The 17,804-nt window shown below is 68.3% G+C and carries 16 protein-coding genes and 1 pseudogene; 11 read left to right on the top strand and 6 right to left on the bottom strand.

What is annotated here, in order from left to right; all coding sequences use genetic code 11:
- Positions 1-158: 158 nt before the first annotated feature.
- From ACQPYM_RS19825 to ACQPYM_RS19790, 8 genes and pseudogenes are all read left to right on the top strand, one after another.
- Positions 159-1,556 carry a glycoside hydrolase family 16 protein gene (locus ACQPYM_RS19825; RefSeq protein WP_433022746.1) on the top strand — a complete coding sequence of 466 codons (1,398 nt, stop codon included), beginning with the start codon at positions 159-161 and terminating at the stop codon, positions 1,554-1,556.
- 971 nt (positions 1,557-2,527) lie between these two features.
- Complete coding sequence (locus ACQPYM_RS19820) at positions 2,528-2,881, top strand: hypothetical protein (protein ID WP_433022745.1); 354 nt, start codon at positions 2,528-2,530, stop codon at positions 2,879-2,881.
- Positions 2,881-3,525, top strand: a complete 645-nt coding sequence (locus ACQPYM_RS19815; protein WP_433022743.1) for a hypothetical protein — start codon at positions 2,881-2,883, stop codon at positions 3,523-3,525. The genes ACQPYM_RS19820 and ACQPYM_RS19815 overlap by 1 nt, the downstream gene beginning before the upstream one ends.
- Positions 3,526-3,596: 71 nt before the next feature.
- Entirely contained in the window at positions 3,597-4,718 is a 1,122-nt protein-coding gene (locus ACQPYM_RS19810) for a cyanophycinase (RefSeq protein ID WP_433022741.1), read from the top strand.
- A gap of 111 nt (positions 4,719-4,829) precedes the next feature.
- Positions 4,830-7,634, top strand: a complete 2,805-nt coding sequence (gene cphA / locus ACQPYM_RS19805) for a cyanophycin synthetase (RefSeq protein WP_433022739.1) — start codon at positions 4,830-4,832, stop codon at positions 7,632-7,634.
- Positions 7,635-7,731: 97 nt separating this feature from the next.
- Positions 7,732-8,241, top strand: a complete 510-nt coding sequence (locus ACQPYM_RS19800; protein ID WP_433022737.1) for a copper chaperone PCu(A)C — start codon at positions 7,732-7,734, stop codon at positions 8,239-8,241.
- The gene (locus tag ACQPYM_RS19795; RefSeq protein WP_433022735.1) at positions 8,238-9,404 is read left to right on the top strand and encodes a Dyp-type peroxidase; all 1,167 of its coding nucleotides are present in this window, start codon (positions 8,238-8,240) and stop codon (positions 9,402-9,404) included. Before ACQPYM_RS19800 ends, ACQPYM_RS19795 begins: the two co-directional genes overlap by 4 nt.
- A 102-nt stretch (positions 9,405-9,506) precedes the next feature.
- A pseudogene (locus ACQPYM_RS19790) lies at positions 9,507-10,454 on the top strand (PQQ-dependent sugar dehydrogenase); the annotation flags it as partial.
- Here ACQPYM_RS19790 and ACQPYM_RS19785 read toward each other — a convergent pair.
- From ACQPYM_RS19785 to ACQPYM_RS19765, 5 genes are all read right to left on the bottom strand, one after another.
- A complete protein-coding gene (locus ACQPYM_RS19785; protein ID WP_433022733.1) occupies positions 10,407-11,396 on the bottom strand; it encodes a hypothetical protein in 990 nt (329 codons plus the stop codon). The pseudogene ACQPYM_RS19790 and the gene ACQPYM_RS19785 overlap by 48 nt on opposite strands.
- A gap of 42 nt (positions 11,397-11,438) precedes the next feature.
- The gene (locus ACQPYM_RS19780) at positions 11,439-13,124 is read right to left on the bottom strand and encodes a Mur ligase family protein (RefSeq protein WP_433022731.1); all 1,686 of its coding nucleotides are present in this window, start codon (positions 13,122-13,124) and stop codon (positions 11,439-11,441) included.
- Positions 13,124-13,894 carry an enoyl-ACP reductase FabI gene (fabI, locus tag ACQPYM_RS19775; protein WP_433023337.1) on the bottom strand — a complete coding sequence of 257 codons (771 nt, stop codon included), beginning with the start codon at positions 13,892-13,894 and terminating at the stop codon, positions 13,124-13,126. Before fabI ends, ACQPYM_RS19780 begins: the two co-directional genes overlap by 1 nt.
- Positions 13,895-13,925: 31 nt before the next feature.
- Positions 13,926-14,630 carry a 3-oxoacyl-[acyl-carrier-protein] reductase gene (fabG, locus tag ACQPYM_RS19770; protein ID WP_433022729.1) on the bottom strand — a complete coding sequence of 235 codons (705 nt, stop codon included), beginning with the start codon at positions 14,628-14,630 and terminating at the stop codon, positions 13,926-13,928.
- A 118-nt stretch (positions 14,631-14,748) separates the two neighbouring features.
- A complete protein-coding gene (locus tag ACQPYM_RS19765; protein ID WP_020386292.1) occupies positions 14,749-14,961 on the bottom strand; it encodes a dodecin in 213 nt (70 codons plus the stop codon).
- Between the two features lie 72 nt (positions 14,962-15,033).
- On the opposite strand from ACQPYM_RS19765, the gene ACQPYM_RS19760 reads away from it, so the two are divergent.
- Together ACQPYM_RS19760 and ACQPYM_RS19755 are read left to right on the top strand one after the other, a co-directional pair.
- Positions 15,034-15,357 (top strand): DUF3099 domain-containing protein, encoded by a 324-nt coding sequence (locus ACQPYM_RS19760; protein ID WP_433022727.1) that lies wholly within the window; start codon positions 15,034-15,036, stop codon positions 15,355-15,357.
- 211 nt (positions 15,358-15,568) lie between these two features.
- The gene (locus ACQPYM_RS19755) at positions 15,569-15,784 is read left to right on the top strand and encodes a hypothetical protein (protein ID WP_433022725.1); all 216 of its coding nucleotides are present in this window, start codon (positions 15,569-15,571) and stop codon (positions 15,782-15,784) included.
- A 105-nt stretch (positions 15,785-15,889) separates the two neighbouring features.
- Here ACQPYM_RS19755 and moaA read toward each other — a convergent pair whose 3' ends face one another.
- On the bottom strand, positions 15,890-16,906 hold the full coding sequence (moaA, locus tag ACQPYM_RS19750; protein ID WP_433022723.1) for a GTP 3',8-cyclase MoaA: 1,017 nt from the start codon (positions 16,904-16,906) through the stop codon (positions 15,890-15,892).
- Positions 16,907-16,975: 69 nt separating this feature from the next.
- Here moaA and ACQPYM_RS19745 point away from each other — a divergent pair, with 69 nt between their 5' ends.
- A complete protein-coding gene (locus ACQPYM_RS19745) occupies positions 16,976-17,773 on the top strand; it encodes an SURF1 family cytochrome oxidase biogenesis protein (protein ID WP_433022721.1) in 798 nt (265 codons plus the stop codon).
- The last annotated feature ends 31 nt before the right edge of the window (positions 17,774-17,804 follow it).

Genomic DNA, 17,804 nt, shown 5'->3' with positions numbered 1-17,804 from the left:
GGACGTGATCGTACGGCCATTTCGGCGCGGGAGTTGTACGGCGGGGAACGCTCCGTCGGCCCAATCGAGTGATGAAGCGTTGACAGGGGGCGATGAGAGCGCTCCCATTGATTCAACACCTGCCGTCGTTCGCGGCGCCCGCCCCTGGGAGGTTCACTGTGCGTTCCCGCCCCAACCGTCCGTCCACCCGCCGCACCATCCTTGCTGGTCTGCTCGCATCTGCCCTGGTTGCCACCGCGTTGACGGTTGCGGCGCAGGCCAGTGTTCCGCCGCCACCGCCGGGGTGGACGACGATCTGGAGCGACGACTTCAACGGCGCCAGCGGCTCGTTGCCGTCGAGCGCCAACTGGATCATCGACACCGGCCACTCGTACCCCGGTGGGCCCGCGAACTGGGGTACCGGCGAGGTCCAGAGCTACACCAACAGTCCGAACAACCTCAGCCTCGACGGCGCCGGCAACCTGCGGATCACGCCTCGCCGCGACAGCGCCGGCAACTGGACGTCGGGGCGGATCGAGACCCAGCGCAGCAACTTCAAGCCCCCGGCCGGCGGAGTGCTCGCGATGGAGAGCCGGCTCCAGATGCCCAACGTCACGGGCAACGCGGCACTCGGGTACTGGCCCGCGTTCTGGGCGCTCGGTTCGCCGTACCGGGGGAACTACTGGAACTGGCCGGGTATCGGCGAGTTCGACATCATGGAGAACGTCAACGGGATCAACTCGGTCTGGGGCGTGCTGCACTGCGGCGTGAACCCCGGCGGTCCCTGCAACGAGACGACCGGCCTCGGCGCCAGCCGGGCCTGCCCCGGGACGAGTTGCCAGTCGGGCTTCCACACCTACCGGTTCGAGTGGGACACGAGCATCTCGCCGAACCAGTTCCGCTGGTACGTCGACGGCCAGCAGTTCCACTCGATCAGCCAAGGGCAACTCCCGGCCGACACCTGGAACAACATGACCTCGCACGCGGGCTACTTCATCCTGCTGAACCTGGCTATCGGCGGCGCCTTCCCGGATGCGCTCAACGGCCCGACGCCCCGGCCGGAAACCGTCCCCGGCCACCCGCTGGTGATCGACTACGTGGCCGTCTCCACTCGCGGCGGTGGCGGCGGAGACCCGACCACTCCCCCGACCACTCCGCCTGGCGGCGGCAGCGCCTACAGCACCATCCAGGCCGAGTCGTTCAGCCAGCAGGGCGGTGTGGGCGTCGAGACCACCACCGATTCCGGCGGCGGGCAGAACCTGATGCAGGTCGGCAACGGCGACTGGGCGCTCTATCGAGGAGTGAACTTCGGCAGCTCGGCCGCGCGTCAGTTCATCGGCCGGGTGGCATCCGGGGCCGCGGGTGGCGTGAGCGGTCTGGTGGAGGTGCGGCTGGACAGCAGGTCGAACCCGCCCATCGGCAGCTTCGCCATCGCCAACACCGGCGGCTGGCAGAGCTGGCGAACAGTCCCGGCGAACATCACCGGCGTGACCGGGGTCCACGATGTCTATCTGACCTTCACCAGCGGCCAGCCGGCCGACTTCGTCAACCTCAACTGGTTCACCTTCAGCCAGTGAGCGCACCCGAGGATCAGTGATCGGAAGAAATCAATTCTGTTGCTGGGAGGGATATGGGCGGTAACCTGGAATCATAGCCAGAGGGGGGCTTGAATGGCCGCACGTCGATCAACACACATGGCGTTCGCCGTGCTGGCGACTCTGTTGCTCGTCGGCGGTACCTACGGGATCGCCCGTGTCGTCCTGATCGATTCATCAGGCCCTCCCTCACCATCACCGTCGGCCGGCAATTCCCCCGGATCGTCCAGTTCATCCGGATCGCCCACTTCGTCAGGCCATCCAGAATCACCTGGCGGCACCGGAGGAAGTACGCCGGACCAGCCCAGCGAAAAGCCCACCAGCGGTTCCAAGCCGAATGATACGAGGGCGATCAGGATTTCCGGCCCGACGGTCAATGACGAGTATCCCGTGACAAAGGGCGAGGGGTTCAGGTTCCCGGCACTGGGCGACTGCGCCGTTATCGTCAATGTAAAAGCCGAACTCCCGGTCCGGGTCCGGTCGTACCGCGTGCGAGGTGCGCAGGTCCGGATTTCCAGCGAGCCATGCTCCTTACAAGGTGGCTATGAATCCAATGATCTCGGTCGATGCTCGGCTGGGATGGTACTGAAGCCCCGGACGGACTCCCTGCAAGAAAGGCATACCTGCAACATTCGCTTCGCAAGACCTCCAGGACTTGAAACGGGAACCGCCACTCTGTCCATCGAGCTGGGAATAACCTGTACCTCGCGTTCCAAAGCGCCATGCCAGCGACTCGGGAAGGGACACACGCCAACTCCCCAGCAACCCGTCGAGGCGATCGTCAGCTCAAGAGTTACGCTCCGCTTCGCCGCCGACGAGTCGGTCGCCACCACAAACACCGATCCTCCGAGTCCATCCACGTCGGAGTCACCTTCAGAGCCCACCCCATCCCAGCCAGGTTCGCCGTTCGAGACGTCCTCGCCAACTCCCTCTGAACCTTCCGCGGATGGGACGTGATCCCAGTTCCCGAAACTGAGCCTGCTCCCGAAACCGAGGCGCCGGCAAGTTCGGTCCGGGAACGACTGTGGGCACTGGCCAACGTCATCGCCCCGACGACGGTGGTGACAACGCTGCTGTTCTACTTCGGCCAGGTGGCGACGACGGCGCGCTTTCGCTACTTCGGTGTCTACCTCGAGATGGTCGACCTGACCCTGCAGGAAATGCTGCTGTACGGGGTAGAGGCGGTCTATCCGCCGCTCATCGTCCTTGCGATTCTGTGCCTGCTCGTCCTTGCCGCCCACACAGTGATCCGGTGGCTGCTCTCGTCACCACAGCGCGACGCTGTCACCGGTGGATCGGTCTCCTGATGGTCCTCGCCGGGCTGCTGGCGTTCACCAGAGGTGTCATTGGGATCCTCGTGCCGCGGGTGGCCCGCACCGAGGCGATCGCAACGACTCCGGTGGCCCTGGGGTTCGGTGCCATAGCGCTCGCCTATGGTTTCTGGCTGCTGCGTACCGTCGGTATCCGCTGGGACCGGAGCCGTCAGACCCGTGGTGTCGTCACAGAAGATCCCGCTGAAGGTGATACCCCTCCTCGGACCGGCGGCGACTTGGCCGACTGGCTGGAATCCCCGGCCGTTCGGCAGATCCACAGGTATGCACTCGCCTGTGTGGCGGTGACTGTGGTGGCAGGATCCTTCTGGACAGTCAACAGTTTCGCCGCCGCCTACGGACGGGGCAGGGCCCTGGACGACGCCGAGTCACTCACCTTCCGTCCTGAAGTGGTGTTGTACACCAAGGAATCCCTCCGAGACCTTCCCGATGGCGTCGAACAGACGACGCTTCCGAAGGTGCCGACGGACTTGTTCCGCTACCGCTACCGAGGCCTGCGCCTTCTCGTCGAGTCAAATGGCCGACTGTTCCTGGTCCCCGCCCACTGGGTCGCCGGCACCAGCCGCACGCTGGTCATCCCCTACGACAACAGCGTCCGCATCGACCTCGTCGCGCGCTGACTGGTCCGGCGCGCAGGACGATCCGGCAGCCAACGGCTGGCCGTCGAGGGTGCAGCGCATATTCTTCGGCTATGTCAGAACAGCAGGTTGGGGTGACGACGAGCGGGCCGGGTGCCCTGTTCGCCATCGGCGGGGCCGAGGACAAGCTGAAGAAGCGGCTGGTCCTGCAGGAGTTCGTCGAGGCGGCCGGCGGGCCGAAGGCGCGGATCGTGGTGGTCCCGACCGCCTCCGCGCTCGGGCCGGACGTGATCGACGTGTACTCCGCCCTGTTCGCCGCTCTCGGCGCGGCCAGCGTGGTCGGTGTCCGGCCGGAGAACCGCGAGGACGCCGACGATCCCGCGTTCATCGAGCCGCTGACGAAGGCCACCGGCATCTTCATGACCGGCGGCAACCAGCTCAAACTGAGTGGTGTGGTCACCGGTACGGCGTTCGGCCGTGCCGTCACTGAAGCGCATGCGCGCGGTGCAGCGGTCGGCGGTACGTCGGCCGGCGCCAGCATCCTGGCCGAGCACATGATCGCCTTCGGCCGATCCGGCGCGACCCCGCGGCAGCGGATGAGCCAGCTGGCCGGCGGCCTCGGCCTGGTCCAGGGCGCGATCGTGGACCAGCACTTCGCCCAGCGCAACCGGTACGGACGGTTGCTGTCGCTGGTCGCGCAGTCCCCCGGGCTGCTCGGGATCGGCGTCGACGAGGACACCGCGGCCGTCGTACGGGGATCTCATCTGGAGGTTGTCGGGCGGGGTGCGGTGACGATCTTCGACGGCAGCCGCATCACCTCCAACGCGCACTACGCCAGCCGCTCGGAGGCGATCCTTGCCTCCGGCGTGGTCCTGCACGTCCTGCCGGCCACGGCGACGTTCGACCTGAAGGCGCGGGTGCTGCTGTCCTACGGCCCGCAGCCGCCGGCCGAGGAGATCGCCTCGATCGAGGCCGCCGAGGCGGACCTGCGCAAGCTGGCCAAGGAGATCGCCGCCGAGGGTGTCTCCCCGGCGTACTACGCCGAGCGCAAGCGGCGGGCGGGCCGTCGTACGGCGAAGTCGGTCGATCCGTCGAAGAAGGCGGCCGCGTCGAAGAAGTCCAGAACGTCGGCCGCGACCCAGTCCAGACCGGAGGCGACCGAGCCTCTGAGCGCGGCCGCCGAACTCAGCCGACCAGACACCGAACCCTCACCGACAGTGGGAACAGATGACTGAGCTTTTGGCCTCGCCTCCGGCTCGGCGGGTCATGGGGCTCAACTCCCGTCCTTCCCTCGTCGCTCCAGTCGCTTCGCTCCCTCCGCTCCTCAGTCCAGGCCGGGAGGCCCCATGACCGACAGCTCAGCCACCATTGAGGGCTCGCCGAGCCCCGACCTGAAGATCATTGAGACGCGGGTCTATCGCGGGCCGAACATCTGGAGTTACGAGCCGGCGATTCATCTGGTGGTCGACCTGGGATCGTTGGAGCAGTTCCCGTCGAACACCATTGACGGGTTCACCGAGCGGTTGCTCGAGTACCTGCCCCGGCTGGATCAGCACCACTGCTCGCGGGGCCGTCGCGGCGGGTTCATCGAGCGGCTGCACGAAGGGACCTGGCTCGGCCACATCGCCGAACACGTCTCGCTGCAGCTGCAGCAGGAGGCCGGCCACGACATGCGGCGCGGCAAGACCCGCCAGGTGAAGGGCGTGCCCGGCCGGTACAACATCGTCTACTCGTACGCCGACGAGGGCGTCGGGCTGGCGGCCGGCGAGCTGGCCATCCGGTTCGTGAACTATCTCGTCCAGCCCACCCCGGACTTCGACTTCACCACCGAGCTGGAGAAGTTCATCCGGCAGGCCGAGCGGAGCGCCTTCGGTCCGTCCACCCAGGCGATCGTCGACGAGGCGGTGTCCCGCGACATCCCGTGGATCCGGCTGAACAAGGCCAGCCTGGTGCAGCTCGGCCAGGGGGTGCACGCGAAGCGGATCCGCGCCACGATGACGTCGGAGACCGGTTCGATCGCGGTCGACGTGGCCGGCGACAAGGACCTGACCACCAAGCTGCTCGCCTCCGCCGGCCTGCCGGTCCCGCGCCAGGCCTCGGTCCGTGACGTCGAGGACGCCGTCTCGGCTGCGAACAAGATCGGCTACCCGGTCGTCTGCAAGCCGCTCGACGGCAACCACGGCCGCGGGGTCTGCCTGAACCTGCAGGACGCCGACGCGGTCCGCGCGGCGTTCCCGATCGCGGCCGACCAGTCGCGGCGCGGCTCGGTCATCGTGGAGAGCTTCGTCACCGGCAAGGACTACCGCTGCCTGATCATCAACGGGCGGATGGAGGCGATCGCCGAGCGGGTGCCCGCGCACGTGGTCGGTGACGGCGTCCACACGGTCGCCGAGCTGGTCGACATCACCAACGCCGATCCGCGCCGCGGTGTCGGGCACGAGAAGATCCTGACCCGGATCACGGTGAACCAGGCCGCCCGCGACCTGGTCCGCTCGCAGGGTTTCGAGCTGGACGACGTACCGCCCGAGGACACGATGGTGAAGCTCACGCTCACCGGCAACATGTCCACCGGTGGCATCTCGATCGACCGCACCTTCGAGGCGCACCCGGAGAACGTCGAGATCGCCGAGGAGGCGGCCCGGATGATCGGGCTGGACATCGCCGGCATCGACTTCATCTGTCCCGACATCACCCAGCCGGTCCGCGAGACCGGTGGCGCGATCTGCGAGGTGAACGCGGCACCCGGCTTCCGGATGCACACCAACCCGACGATCGGCGACCCGCAGTACATCGCCAAGCCCGTCGTGGACATGCTGTTCCCGCCGGGGGCGACCAGCCGGATCCCGATCGTCGCGGTGACCGGCACGAACGGCAAGACCACCACCTCACGGATGATCAGCCACGTCTTCAAGGGGATGGGGCGCAAGGTCGGGATGACGTCCACCGACGGCATCGTGATCGACGAGCGGCTGGTGATCCGGTCGGACGCGTCCGGGCCGAAGTCCGCCCGGATGGTGCTGCAGAACCCGCGGGTCGACTTCGCGGTGTTCGAGGTGGCCCGCGGCGGGATCCTGCGCGAGGGACTCGGGTACGAGCGCAACGACGTCGCCGTCGTGCTGAACATTCAGCCCGACCACCTCGGCATGCGTGGCGTGGACACCCTCGACCAACTGGCCGACGTGAAGGCCGTGCTGGTCGAGGCGGTACCGCGCAACGGCTTCGCGGTCCTGAACGCCGACGACCCGCTGGTCCGCAAGATGCGTCGCAAGTGCTCCGGCGAGGTGGTCTGGTTCAGCATCGCCGAGGCCGGCACCGAGGTCCGCGAGTACATCGAGGGGCACTGCCGGCGCGGTGGCCGCGCGGTCGTCCTGGAGCGGTCCGACCTGGGCGACATGATCATCATGAAGCACGGCCGGCGGTCGATGCAGCTGGCCTGGACACACTTGCTGCCGGCAACGTTCGGCGGCCGGGCGATGATGAACGTGCAGAACGCGATGGCCGCCGCGGCCGCCGCCTTCGCCGCGGGCGCGCCACTGCACGACATCCGGCAGGGGCTGCGGACCTTCAACACGTCGTACTACCTGTCCCCCGGCCGGCTGAACGAGATCGTCGTCGACGGCCGCACGGTGATCGTCGACTACTGCCACAACGCGCCCGCGATGCGGATGCTCGGCGACTTCGTCGACAAGCTCGGCGAGAGCCTGAACGCCTCGTCCGAACTCGGCAGGTCCTCGCGGATCGGCGTGATCGCGACCGCGGGTGACCGGCGTGACGACGACATGCGTGAGCTCGGCGAGGTCGCCGCGCATCACTTCGACGTGGTGATCGTGCGCGAGGACGCGCGGCTGCGCGGCCGCCAGCGCGGCGGTACGGCGGAACTGGTCGCCGAGGGCGTGCGGACGGCGATGGACAACGGCGCTCGTTGCCGTCAGGTCGAGATCGTGCTGGAGGAGCTGACCGCGGTCCAGCACGCGTTGTCGCGGTCGAACCCCGGCGACCTGGTGGTGCTCTGTGTCGACCAGCACCAGCGAGTGCTGTCGCACCTCGAGTCCGTGTCCCACCTCGCCCAGGCCGGTGCACGCTTCGGTGACGAGGGTGGCGATCCGGACTACGTGAAGGCGGAGCCGGAGGCCGAAGCCCCCACCGAGTAGACGGTTCGTGAGCGGGGACACACAGGGTGTCTCCGCTCACGGGAACTCGGGTGGGGCAAGCGTCGTTGGCCTGTCCGTGAAGACAAAGCTGCTCCTGATGACCGGGCTGGTCGTTGCCCTCCCCCTCCTGTTGAGCTCGTGCGGATCCTCCGAGCCGAAGACCGAAGAGGCCGCGGCGACGACGCCCGGCGTACTGGTCGCGGATGCCTGGGTGCGCGCGACCGTCGGCTCCAAGGACACCACGATGACGGCGGCCTTCATGGCGCTGACCAACCCGGGCAAGAACGACATCTCGTTGACCTCGGCAACCTCTCCGGTGGCCGGTATGGTCCAGCTGCACGAGATGGCGATGAAGGACGGCAAGATGGTCATGCAGGAGAAGACCGGTGGCATCAAGGTGCCGGCCGAGTCGCACGCGCATCTCAAGCCCAGCGGTGACCACGTGATGCTGATGGGCCTCAAGCAGGCGCTGAAGCCGGGCGACGAAGTACCGGTGACGTTGAAGTTCTCCGACGGTTCCTCGCACGACCTGACCGTGCCGGTGAAGGCGTTCACCGAGGAGGAAGAGCACTACCACCCGTCGACGACACCCAGCCCGACACCTTGACCGGACGCCCGTCCCGGCGGCAGCTCTTCGGGTACGCCGGAGCCGCCGCCGCAGGCGCCGCTGCCACCGGCGGAATCGTTGCGCTAGGCAATGACAGGCCTCAGGCGGTTGTTGCCCGGGACATCGACCCGCATGGCGATCACCAGCCGGCCATCGCAGCCGCCTCGCCCAAGCATGCCGAGCTGGTTGCACTCAATCTGCTGCCGACCGCCGACAAGGCAGCACTCGGCCGGCTGATGCGTCTTTGGACCAACGACATTGTGGCCCTGAGCGCCGGCCGTCCAGCACCTGGTGACACGGCTCCCGAGTTGGCCGTTCCCGGCGTGGCGTTGACCGTGACGGTTGGCTTCGGGCCCAAGGTCTTCACGCTGCCGGGACTCGCCAACCGCAAGCCGCGGGGGTTCAGCGAAGTACCGGCGATGTCGCATGACCGGCTGCAGCCAGGCTGGACTGGTGGCGATCTGCTGGTCCTGGTGGGTGCCGATGACGCGGTTTCGGTCGTCCACGCCGTACGGCGAATGGTGGCTGACGCGGCGCCTTTCGCGAAACCCGTGTGGCGGCAGACCGGGTTCTGGAACAGCACCGGGCCGGACGGCAAGCCGGTCACCGGGCGGAATCTGTTCAACCAGGTCGACGGCACCGGCAACCCCTCGCCCGGTACGCCGGAGTTCGACAGCACGGTGTGGGCCGCCGACGGCAGCACCACCCTGGTCGTCCGGCGGATCAAGCTCAACCTGGACACCTGGGACGAGTTGACGCGTTCGGAGCAGGAGCGTGTGGTCGGGCGAAAGCTGTCGAACGGCGCACCGCTGACCGGCGCGGCCGAGCACGACGAACTCGATCTGGAAGCGCGCGACGCCGACGGCCGCCTTGTCATAGCGGCGAACGCCCACTCGCGCCTGTCCCACCACTCGGAGAACGACGGCCGGCGGATCTTCCGCAAGGGGCTCAACTACGTCCAGGACACCGGAGCCACCCGCGAGTCGGGCCTCATCTTCCTCAGCTACCAGGCCGACCTGGTCAGCCAGTTCCTTCCGCTCCTGGCCCGTCTCGACGCCGCGGACGCCCTCAACGACTGGACCACCACCATCGGCTCCGCGGCCTTCGTGATCCCGCCAGGTTTCCGCAGCGGCGAGTGGCTGGGCCAGACTCTGTTGAGCTGACCCCGGAGGGTGAGTTCGCCATCACCCTGGGTGGCCTGAAGGGCCGAAATGCGGCAAGCTTGCTGTCGAATGAGGGGGGACTCGACAGTGAGGACCTGAGACATGCGCAAACAGCTCTCCGCCCTGACCTCAGCCACCGCCCTGCTCCTGGTGACGATCGCCCCGCCGGCCGCCGCCGCAGTACCGCCGACGCCCCGGATCACCGGGACGGTGGCGAGCGGGTTCCAGTCACCGTGGGGTCTCGCGATCCTGCCGGACGGTTCCGCCCTGGTCTCGGAGCGAGACACCGCCCGGATCAAACATGTCACCCCGGCCGGTGTGGTCCACCAGATCGGCACTGTGCCGGGCGTCCGGCACGGAGGTGAAGGCGGCCTGCTCGGTATCGCGGTGGCGCCCACCTTCGGCACCGACCGGCTGCTCTACGCCTACCACACCGCCTCGGGCGACAACCGTGTCGTCCGGATGACCTACAACGGGACCAGCCTCGGTACGCCGCAGACGATCGTCACCGGCATTCCGCGGGCCAACATCCACAACGGCGGCCGGCTGGCGTTCGGGCCCGACGGCTTCCTCTACATCAGCACCGGCGACGCCGCGAACACCGCCAACTCCCAGAACCCGAACTCGCTCGGCGGCAAGATCCTGCGGGTCACCCCGACCGGGAGCCCCGCGCCCGGCAACCCGAGCGATACCAGGGTGTACAGCCTGGGCCACCGCAACGTCCAGGGTCTGGCCTGGGACGAGGGCAGCCGGTTGTGGGCCAGCGAGCTCGGTCAGAACACCTTCGACGAACTGAACCAGATCAGGCCGGGTGGCAACTACGGCTGGCCGACCTGTGAGGGCACTTGCAACGACTCGCGGTTCATCAACCCGCAGGCGACCTGGTCGACTGCCCAGGCATCACCATCCGGCCTCGCCTTCGCCAGCAGCACCTTGTGGATGGCGGCGCTGCGCGGCCAACGGCTCTGGGCGATCCCGGTCAACGACGGCGCTCGCGACGGCTCACCCGTCGCCTCCTTCACCAACCAGCAGGGCCGGCTGCGGACCATCACTCCGGCCGCGGACGGCTCCCTGTGGCTGATCAGCGAGACCAACGGCACCATCCTGCGCGTCGTCCTCGGCTGACGGCCGGCGGCTGAGACGGACCGGGAGGAGACGGCGTTTGGGATCCTCCCGGTCGATCCAGTCGAGGTCGTCGGACAGTACTGCGTCGTTGCCGCGGCCGTCGTCGGAGCGAACAGCGGCCGGCAGCGGAGGAAGGGCTCGCACCTTGAGGGCGACCATCGGGATGGCGAGCAGGACGGCGAGCACCAGCCAGGGCCAGTACTCGCGCAGGATCGGCTCGAAGGTGTTGAAGAACGCGTCAGTGCCGGCGTTGGCGAGTTCGTCCGTCGACCGGCCCTTTGCCGAGCTCACTGCCTGCACAGCCTCGACGATCGCGAACGAGATCAGGTAGAACGCGGTCAACGGCAGCCAGGAGTACGCCGATGGCCAGCCGCGCCGCCAGCAGGCGACGTACAGAACGATGGTGAGGCCGATCGCGACGAGCAGGCCGTTGAGTTGCCACAGCCAGAGCCAGTCCACCAACTCATCGGCGGGACGCAACGCGTACCAGGCGACCGGCACGGACAACGCGAAGGCGGCGAGCACCGTACTACGGGTGCCCAGGGCACCCAAGGCGGCACCAAGAACGCTTGCCACCAGCAACGAGGCCGGCAAGTCCGTGGCAGACAATGCAGTGTCCGACAAGGTGGGGCCACTCAGCCACCAGGCGCCCCCGGCAACGACCAGCACCAGCGGCACCGCGATCCGGAGCCGCCCGATGATCAGCCCGGCCAGCACTCCCCCAGTGAATCCGCCCAGCACGAGCAGATCCAGCCGGGTCCCGACGAAGGTGGTCGAGCCGGCCGGCAGCCCGGTCAGGTACGTCGGCGCGAAGCCGGCCACGAACCAGGCGAGGACCGCCGCCGGTATCGACCACAAGTAGCGCATGGGAACCCCGTTCCGCCCCGGGCGGGTGGGGTCCCGGGGGTATCAGTGCTGTGCTCGTTCGACCTTCGCCTTCAAGGTCTCCGGGTTATCGACGGTAGCCCCCTCGGCCCGCAACCAGGCGTCAAGACTCGCCCGATCCTGCAGCGACATCACCGCGACCACGTCACCGGGCTGCGCCTCCCGGACGAGCGCCTGCGCCGCCTCGAGCTCGGTCGGGAAGGCCGGTACGTCGTCGACACCGACCGAGCTGGTGCCTTCGCGGAAGACCGCTTCCAGCTCCTCCGGCGGCCGGCCGCGCAGGTACTCGCCCTTGTGCCCGATCACCACCCGGTCCGCGCCGCGGGCGCCGATCGCGCCCATCGCGGTGACCATCTCGTCGGCCCGGTCCCCCGGTGAGCCCAGCGCCAGCAGCAGTCGCCCACCTGGCCGGCGCACACCGTTCATGATCTCCAGCAGCGCTTCCAGGCCGGCCTCGTTGTGCGCGAGGTCGATCACGACGGTGAAGTCGCGGACGGAGTACATGTTCATCCGGCCCGGGTTGTTCTCGGCCGGCGAGAACGTGCTCAGTCCTTCGATCACCGCGGCGCGCGGCAGCCCGAGACCGAGGGCGGCCGAGGCGGCGGCGAGCGCGTTCTCGACGTTGTAGTGCGACAGCCCGGACAGCGTCATCGGGACGTCGACGATCTTCAGCAACGGCTCGGCATCGCTGGACTGGTCGAGCACGGTGATGAACCCGTCCAGTACCGTGGTGGCGCGGCCGCCCTCGTCGAGCACGGTCCGGATCGACGGCGAGTCGGGATCGCGGGAGAACACCCAGCACTTGGCCGGCGAGTCGAGCCGCATCGCGAACGTCCGCGGGTCGTCGCCGTTCACCACGCACCAGCCGCGCGGCCGGGTGATCTTGGTGATCACGGCCTTCACCTCGGCGAGCTGGTCGACGGTGTCGATGCCGCCCAGACCGAGGTGGTCGGCGGTGACGTTGGTGACGACGGAGACGTCGTTGTACGCCACGCCGACGCCGCGACGCAGGATGCCGCCGCGCGCCGTCTCGGTGACGGCCAGCTGGACACCTGGCTGCGAGAGCACCTGACCGGCACCGCTCGGACCGGAGAAGTCGCCGTACTTGACCAGGTCGCCGTCGAAGTACACACCGTCGGTGCTGGACCAGCCGGTGTGCAGGCCGGCCGCGCGACCGATGTGCGCGATCATCCGCGAGGTGGTGGTCTTGCCGTTCGTACCGGTGACAGCGACGACCGGGACCTTCGGCCGCAGCGTCGGCGGGGCGTTGCCGGCCGGCTCGCTCCGGACCCGGTCGCCGACGGCGGCGACCACCTCGGGCAGATCGTCGGAGCCGAACGCGTCGATCACCTCGACGATCGCCGCGGCGAGGGCCCGAGCGCGGCCTTCATGCGCCCACGGGTACGCCACAACGAGCTGATGCACGTCCGTCCCGGACCGCACCCGTACGCCGATCCGCCCGATCCCCGCCTCCCGCGCGACCCGCCGGACGATGTGCCCGACGACCCGTACTGCGAACCGCTGCCGGAACCCGGAGCCAATGCGCCCCGGCCTGGTCGCGCCCAGCCCGAGCGCGGACGCGTACGCCTTCGCGGCCGGCGCCGGTGCGTCGATGAGTGCCGTCAGATCGAGCGTGAGCTTGACCGCGGCACGACTGAAGTAGAGGTTGGCCCCGTCCAGAACGCGGAGCTCTACCAGCGAGCTGGCCACTAGGCGCCCATCGCGTGGAAGCCGCCGTCGACGTGGATGATCTCGCCGGTGGTGGAGGGGAAGAAGTCGCTGAGCAGGCCGACGATCGTCTTGCCGGTCGGCTCCAGGTCGGACGGGTCCCAGCCCAGCGGGGCCCGGTCCAGCCACGGCTCCTCGAACTTCTCGAAGCCCGGGATCGCCTTCGCGGCCAGCGTCTTCAACGGCCCGGCCGAGACCAGGTTGCAGCGGATCCCCTGTGCACCCAGGTCGCGCGCGAGGTAGCGCGACGTCGACTCCAGTGCCGCCTTCGCGACACCCATCCAGTCGTAGCCCGGCCAAGCGACCGTCGCGTCGAAAGTCAGGCCGACGATGCTGCCACCGCGGCTCATCAACGGCGCACACGTCACCGCCAGCGACTTCAGGCTGTACGCCGAGACGTGCACCGCCTGCGCCACGTCCTCCCACGGCCCCTCGAGGAACTTGCCGCCGAGGATCGTCTCCGGGTTGCCGTAGGCAATGGAGTGCACGACGCCGTCCAGGCCGTCGACGTGCGCGCGGATCGCGTCCGGCAGCGCCGCCAGGTGCTCGGGATCGGTGACGTCCAGCTCGAGCACGGGCGGTTCGACGGGCAGCCGTTTGGCGATCCGTCTGGTGATGCCGAGGGCGCGACCGAAGTTCGAGATCAGCACCGTGGCGCCTTGTTCCTGCGCCACCTTGGCGGTCGCGAAACCGATCGAGGAGTCGAGCGTGACGCCCGCGACCAGGATGCGCTTGCCGTCGAGGATGCCCACCGGCATGCCCTTTCTAGAGGAAGGAAGGTGGTCAGTTGCCCATGCCGATGCCGCCGTCGACCGGGATCACCGCGCCGGTGATGTACCCAGCTTCCTCAGACGTTATCCAGCGGACGGCCTGGGCGATCTCCTCGGTCCGGCCGAACCGGCCGAGCGGGATCTGGCTCAGGTACTGCTTCTGGGTCTCCTCCGGCAGGACGGCGGTCATGTCGGTCTCGACGAAGCCCGGGGCGACCACGTTGGTGGTGATCCCGCGGCTGCCGAGCTCACGCGCCATCGAGCGGGCCATCCCGATCAGGCCGGACTTGCTGGCGGCGTAGTTCACCTGGCCGGGTGAGCCGAGCATGCCGACCACCGAGGAGATGAACACGATCCGGCCCCGGCGCAGCCGCAGCATGCCCTTGGCGGCCCGCCTGGCGACCCGGAACGAGCCGGTCAGGTTGGTCTGGATGACCGCGTCCCAGTCGTCGTCGGACATCCGGAGCAGCAGCGTGTCGCGGGTGATGCCGGCGTTCGCGATCAGCACCTCGACCGGGCCGTGCTCGGCCGCGATCGTGTCGAACGCGGCGTCGACCTGCGCGGCGTCGGTGACATCGCACTTCACCCCGAGAAAGCCCTCGGGCGGTTCACCGCTGCGGAAGGTGACGGCGACCTGGTCGCCCGCCTCCTTGAAGGCGGTCGCGATGGCCAGGCCGATGCCCCGGTTCCCGCCGGTGACCAGTACCGATCTCGCCACGTTTCCATCTCCTCACTCAACCGACCGCCGCCCGTACGGCGCTGCCGCACGAACGGTATCGCCCGCCCTGGCTGGTACTGCGAACCGGGCGGCCCCCGGCGGTCCGCAGTACAGCTGGTCAGGAGTCTTCGAGCCGGAAGCCGACCTTCAGACCGACCTGGTAGTGGTCGATCGCGTTGTCGACGATGTGGCCGCGGATCTGGGTCACCTCGAACCAGTCCAGGTGCCGCAGCGTCTCGCCGGCCCGGGTGATCGCGTTCGTGATCGCCGCGTCGACGCCCTCCTTGGAGGTGCCGACGATCTCGGTGACGCGGTAGGTCCGATCGGTCATGACAGTTCTCCTTCGCCTGGGTGCGCCGCGACTTCCGTGGCGGCGTACCGTTGGTGTTGGTGAGGAGAATAGATGCCACAGCGTCATAAGCGGGGTCGTGAACGGGCCGGCGAAACGGTCATCTCGGTGACCAGTGCGCAGCCCGGCCGGTCGGAGGACCTGGAGAGCCGCATCTTCCGGTATGCCTGGATGATGTCGCTGCGGGTGGTGTGTTTTGTCGGTGCCGTGCTGACCCCGTCACCGTGGCGCTGGATCCTGCTGGTCGGCGCGGTCTTCCTGCCGTCGGTGGCCGTTGTCCTGGCCAATGCGCGACGGACCACGAAGGTGTCCGGAGCCGACGTCTTCGTACCGCCGGCCCGGCCGGAACTGGGTCCGGAACGCGACACCAAAAAGTGATCCGCGTCGGGACTGGATTCTCACGATGGATCCGTGTCAGAATCTCCCGCGTGCTCTGAAGTGCATGGATGAAATTCAGAGACTTGATGCGGCGTCGGACGGCTCCCCCCGTGGCTGTCCGACGTCGCTTCATTTTGCCCAGGCTTTTGATTATTGAGTGGTCAGGAACAATTGCGCTGACCGACCGGAATGCCCCTCAGGAGACCCTGCCGTGACCGAAACCCCGTCCGACGAGGGACTGGCGTCCGTCTGCTCTGCAAGGGGATGCGGCCGGCCCGCCACCTGGGCCTTGTTGTGGAACAACCCGAAGATCCACACGCCCGACCGGCGGAAGACCTGGCTGGCCTGTGACGAGCACAAGCAGAGCCTGTCCGACTTCCTCGGCGCGCGTTCTTTCCTGCGCGAGGTGGAACCTTTCTCGGGCTGAATCCACGCCTTCGGCGGGCGTTACAGCAGAAAAAGTAAATTTCCGGTTCAGAATGGCGCAGAGCAGCATCACTGGCCAGCATCACTGGCCGGCCGGTGATGCCGGTCAGCCGCCGATCGCGGACATCGGCCGGACCGGCTGCAGAAAGCTCGGGTCGTTGATCCCGTGGCCAGGCAGTTTGCCCCGCATCGCGCGCCGCCAGCGATCGGCGAGTTCCTCGTCGCCGGCCCCCGCGCGCAGCGCCGTCCGGAGGTCCGACTCGGTCCGGGCGAACAGGCAGTCGCGCACCTGACCGTCGGCGGTCAGCCTGACCCGGTCGCAGTCGCCGCAGAACGGGCGGGTGACGCTCGCGATGATGCCGACCGTGGCGGGCCCGCCGTGCACGGTGAACGATTCGGCCGGCGCGCTGCCCCGGGCCGCCGCGTCGGTCGCTTCCAGGCCGAAGCGCTCGCCGAGCATCTCCAGGATCTCGTCGGCGGTGATCATCTGGTCCCGGCTCCAGCCGTGCTGGGCGTCCAGCGGCATCTGCTCGATGAAACGCAGCTCGTAGCCGTGGTCGAGACAGAACTGGAGCAGCTCGGGGGCCTGGTCGTCGTTCACACCCCGCATCAGGACCGCGTTGACCTTCACCGGCGCGAGCCCGGCTTCGTGAGCCGCCGCCAGGCCGGCCAGCACGTCCTTGAGCCGGTCCCGCCGGGTCATCTGCAGGAACGTGTCCTGCCGGATGGTGTCGAGGCTCACATTCACCCGGTCCAGTCCGGCCTCGCGCAATGCCTCCGCCTGCCGGGCCAGGCCGATCCCGTTGGTGGTCAGCGAGACCTGCGGGCGGGGCTGGAGTTGCGTAGTACGGGAGACGATGCCGACCAGGCCGCGGCGCAGCAGCGGCTCACCGCCGGTGAAGCGGATCTCGTCGACCCCGAGGTGGGTGACGGCGATCGAGACCAGCCGGACGATCTCGTCGTCGGTCAGCAGCTCGGGCTTGGCCAGCCAGTCGAGACCTTCCTCGGGCATGCAGTAGGTGCAGCGCAGGTTGCAGCGGTCGGTCAACGACACGCGCAGGTCAGTGGCGACCCTGCCGAAGTTGTCGGCCAGGCCTGAGTGGGGAGTACTGAGCGCCGTCACGTGCCCCAGCCTACGTCGCGGTGGGCAGCCGAGGGTGGGGCGTTTCGGTGGATGGCTTAAGTTCGAGCTGTGCGTCGTCTGATGAATCCCCGCTGGATCGCCGCCGCGTTGGTGATCCTCGCCCTGGCCGGAGCCTGTGTGGAGCTCGGCCGGTGGCAGCTGCACCGGCTGGATTCGCGCAAGTCGCACAACGGGATCACCCGGATCAACCTGGCCGCGCCGCCGGCTCCGCTGGCCGAGATCGTCGGTCCGCAGCGGGTGGTCGGCGAGCAGCACGACTGGCGTACTGCCGTGGTCACTGGGCGCTACGACGCCTCCAAACAGGTCGTACTGCGCTACCGGAACGTGAACGACCGGCCCGGCTTCGAGATCGTCACGCCACTGCTCCTGTCGGACGGCACCGCGATCCTGGTCGACCGCGGATTCCTGCCTCGGCAGGGTGGTGAGCTGGCCCCGAGCAGCATCCCCGCCGTACCGTCCGGCGAGGTCACGGTCACCGGCCGGCTGCGCCGCAGCGAGCGCGGCGGAAACACCAGCGGCGGTACGCCGAGCGACGGCACCGCCCGGCTGATCAACGGACCCGAGTTCGCCAAGGTGCTCGGGCTCACCCTGTACGACGGGTATCTGACGATCGACCAACAGGTTCCTGCCAACGACCCGGCCTTCCGCGGCTTCCCGGGGCCGCAGATCGACGACGGGCCGCACTTCTTCTACGCGCTGCAGTGGTTCTTCTTCGCGCTGCTGGCCCTCGGCGGGCTGATCTACTTCTCCCGGCGCGACGTGACGGAGGCCCGGTCCGGGCCCGACGATTCATTGCCCTCCGCAACGACTTCGGCGGAATCGCAGCGGAGTACGGCGGATTCGTAGCGGCGGTTGCCGTTGCCTGCGGCCACCACCG

The organism is Kribbella sp. CA-294648, assembly GCF_050943845.1.
In the GTDB taxonomy this organism is placed as follows: domain Bacteria; phylum Actinomycetota; class Actinomycetes; order Propionibacteriales; family Kribbellaceae; genus Kribbella.
This window is presented reverse-complemented; position numbering and strand designations above follow the sequence as displayed.

Excerpts from the sequence above, each read along its gene's own strand:
- ACQPYM_RS19765 (WP_020386292.1), bottom strand. The coding sequence starts at position 14,961 with ATGACCGATCGGACCTACCGCGTCACCGAGATCGTCGGCACCTCCAAG.
- ACQPYM_RS19800 (WP_433022737.1), top strand. The coding sequence starts at position 7,732 with ATGACCGGGCTGGTCGTTGCCCTCCCCCTCCTGTTGAGCTCGTGCGGA.
- ACQPYM_RS19810 (WP_433022741.1), top strand. The coding sequence starts at position 3,597 with ATGTCAGAACAGCAGGTTGGGGTGACGACGAGCGGGCCGGGTGCCCTG.
- ACQPYM_RS19760 (WP_433022727.1), top strand. The coding sequence starts at position 15,034 with ATGCCACAGCGTCATAAGCGGGGTCGTGAACGGGCCGGCGAAACGGTC.
- cphA (WP_433022739.1), top strand. The coding sequence starts at position 4,830 with ATGACCGACAGCTCAGCCACCATTGAGGGCTCGCCGAGCCCCGACCTG.
- ACQPYM_RS19785 (WP_433022733.1), bottom strand. The coding sequence starts at position 11,396 with ATGCGCTACTTGTGGTCGATACCGGCGGCGGTCCTCGCCTGGTTCGTG.
- ACQPYM_RS19815 (WP_433022743.1), top strand. The coding sequence starts at position 2,881 with ATGGTCCTCGCCGGGCTGCTGGCGTTCACCAGAGGTGTCATTGGGATC.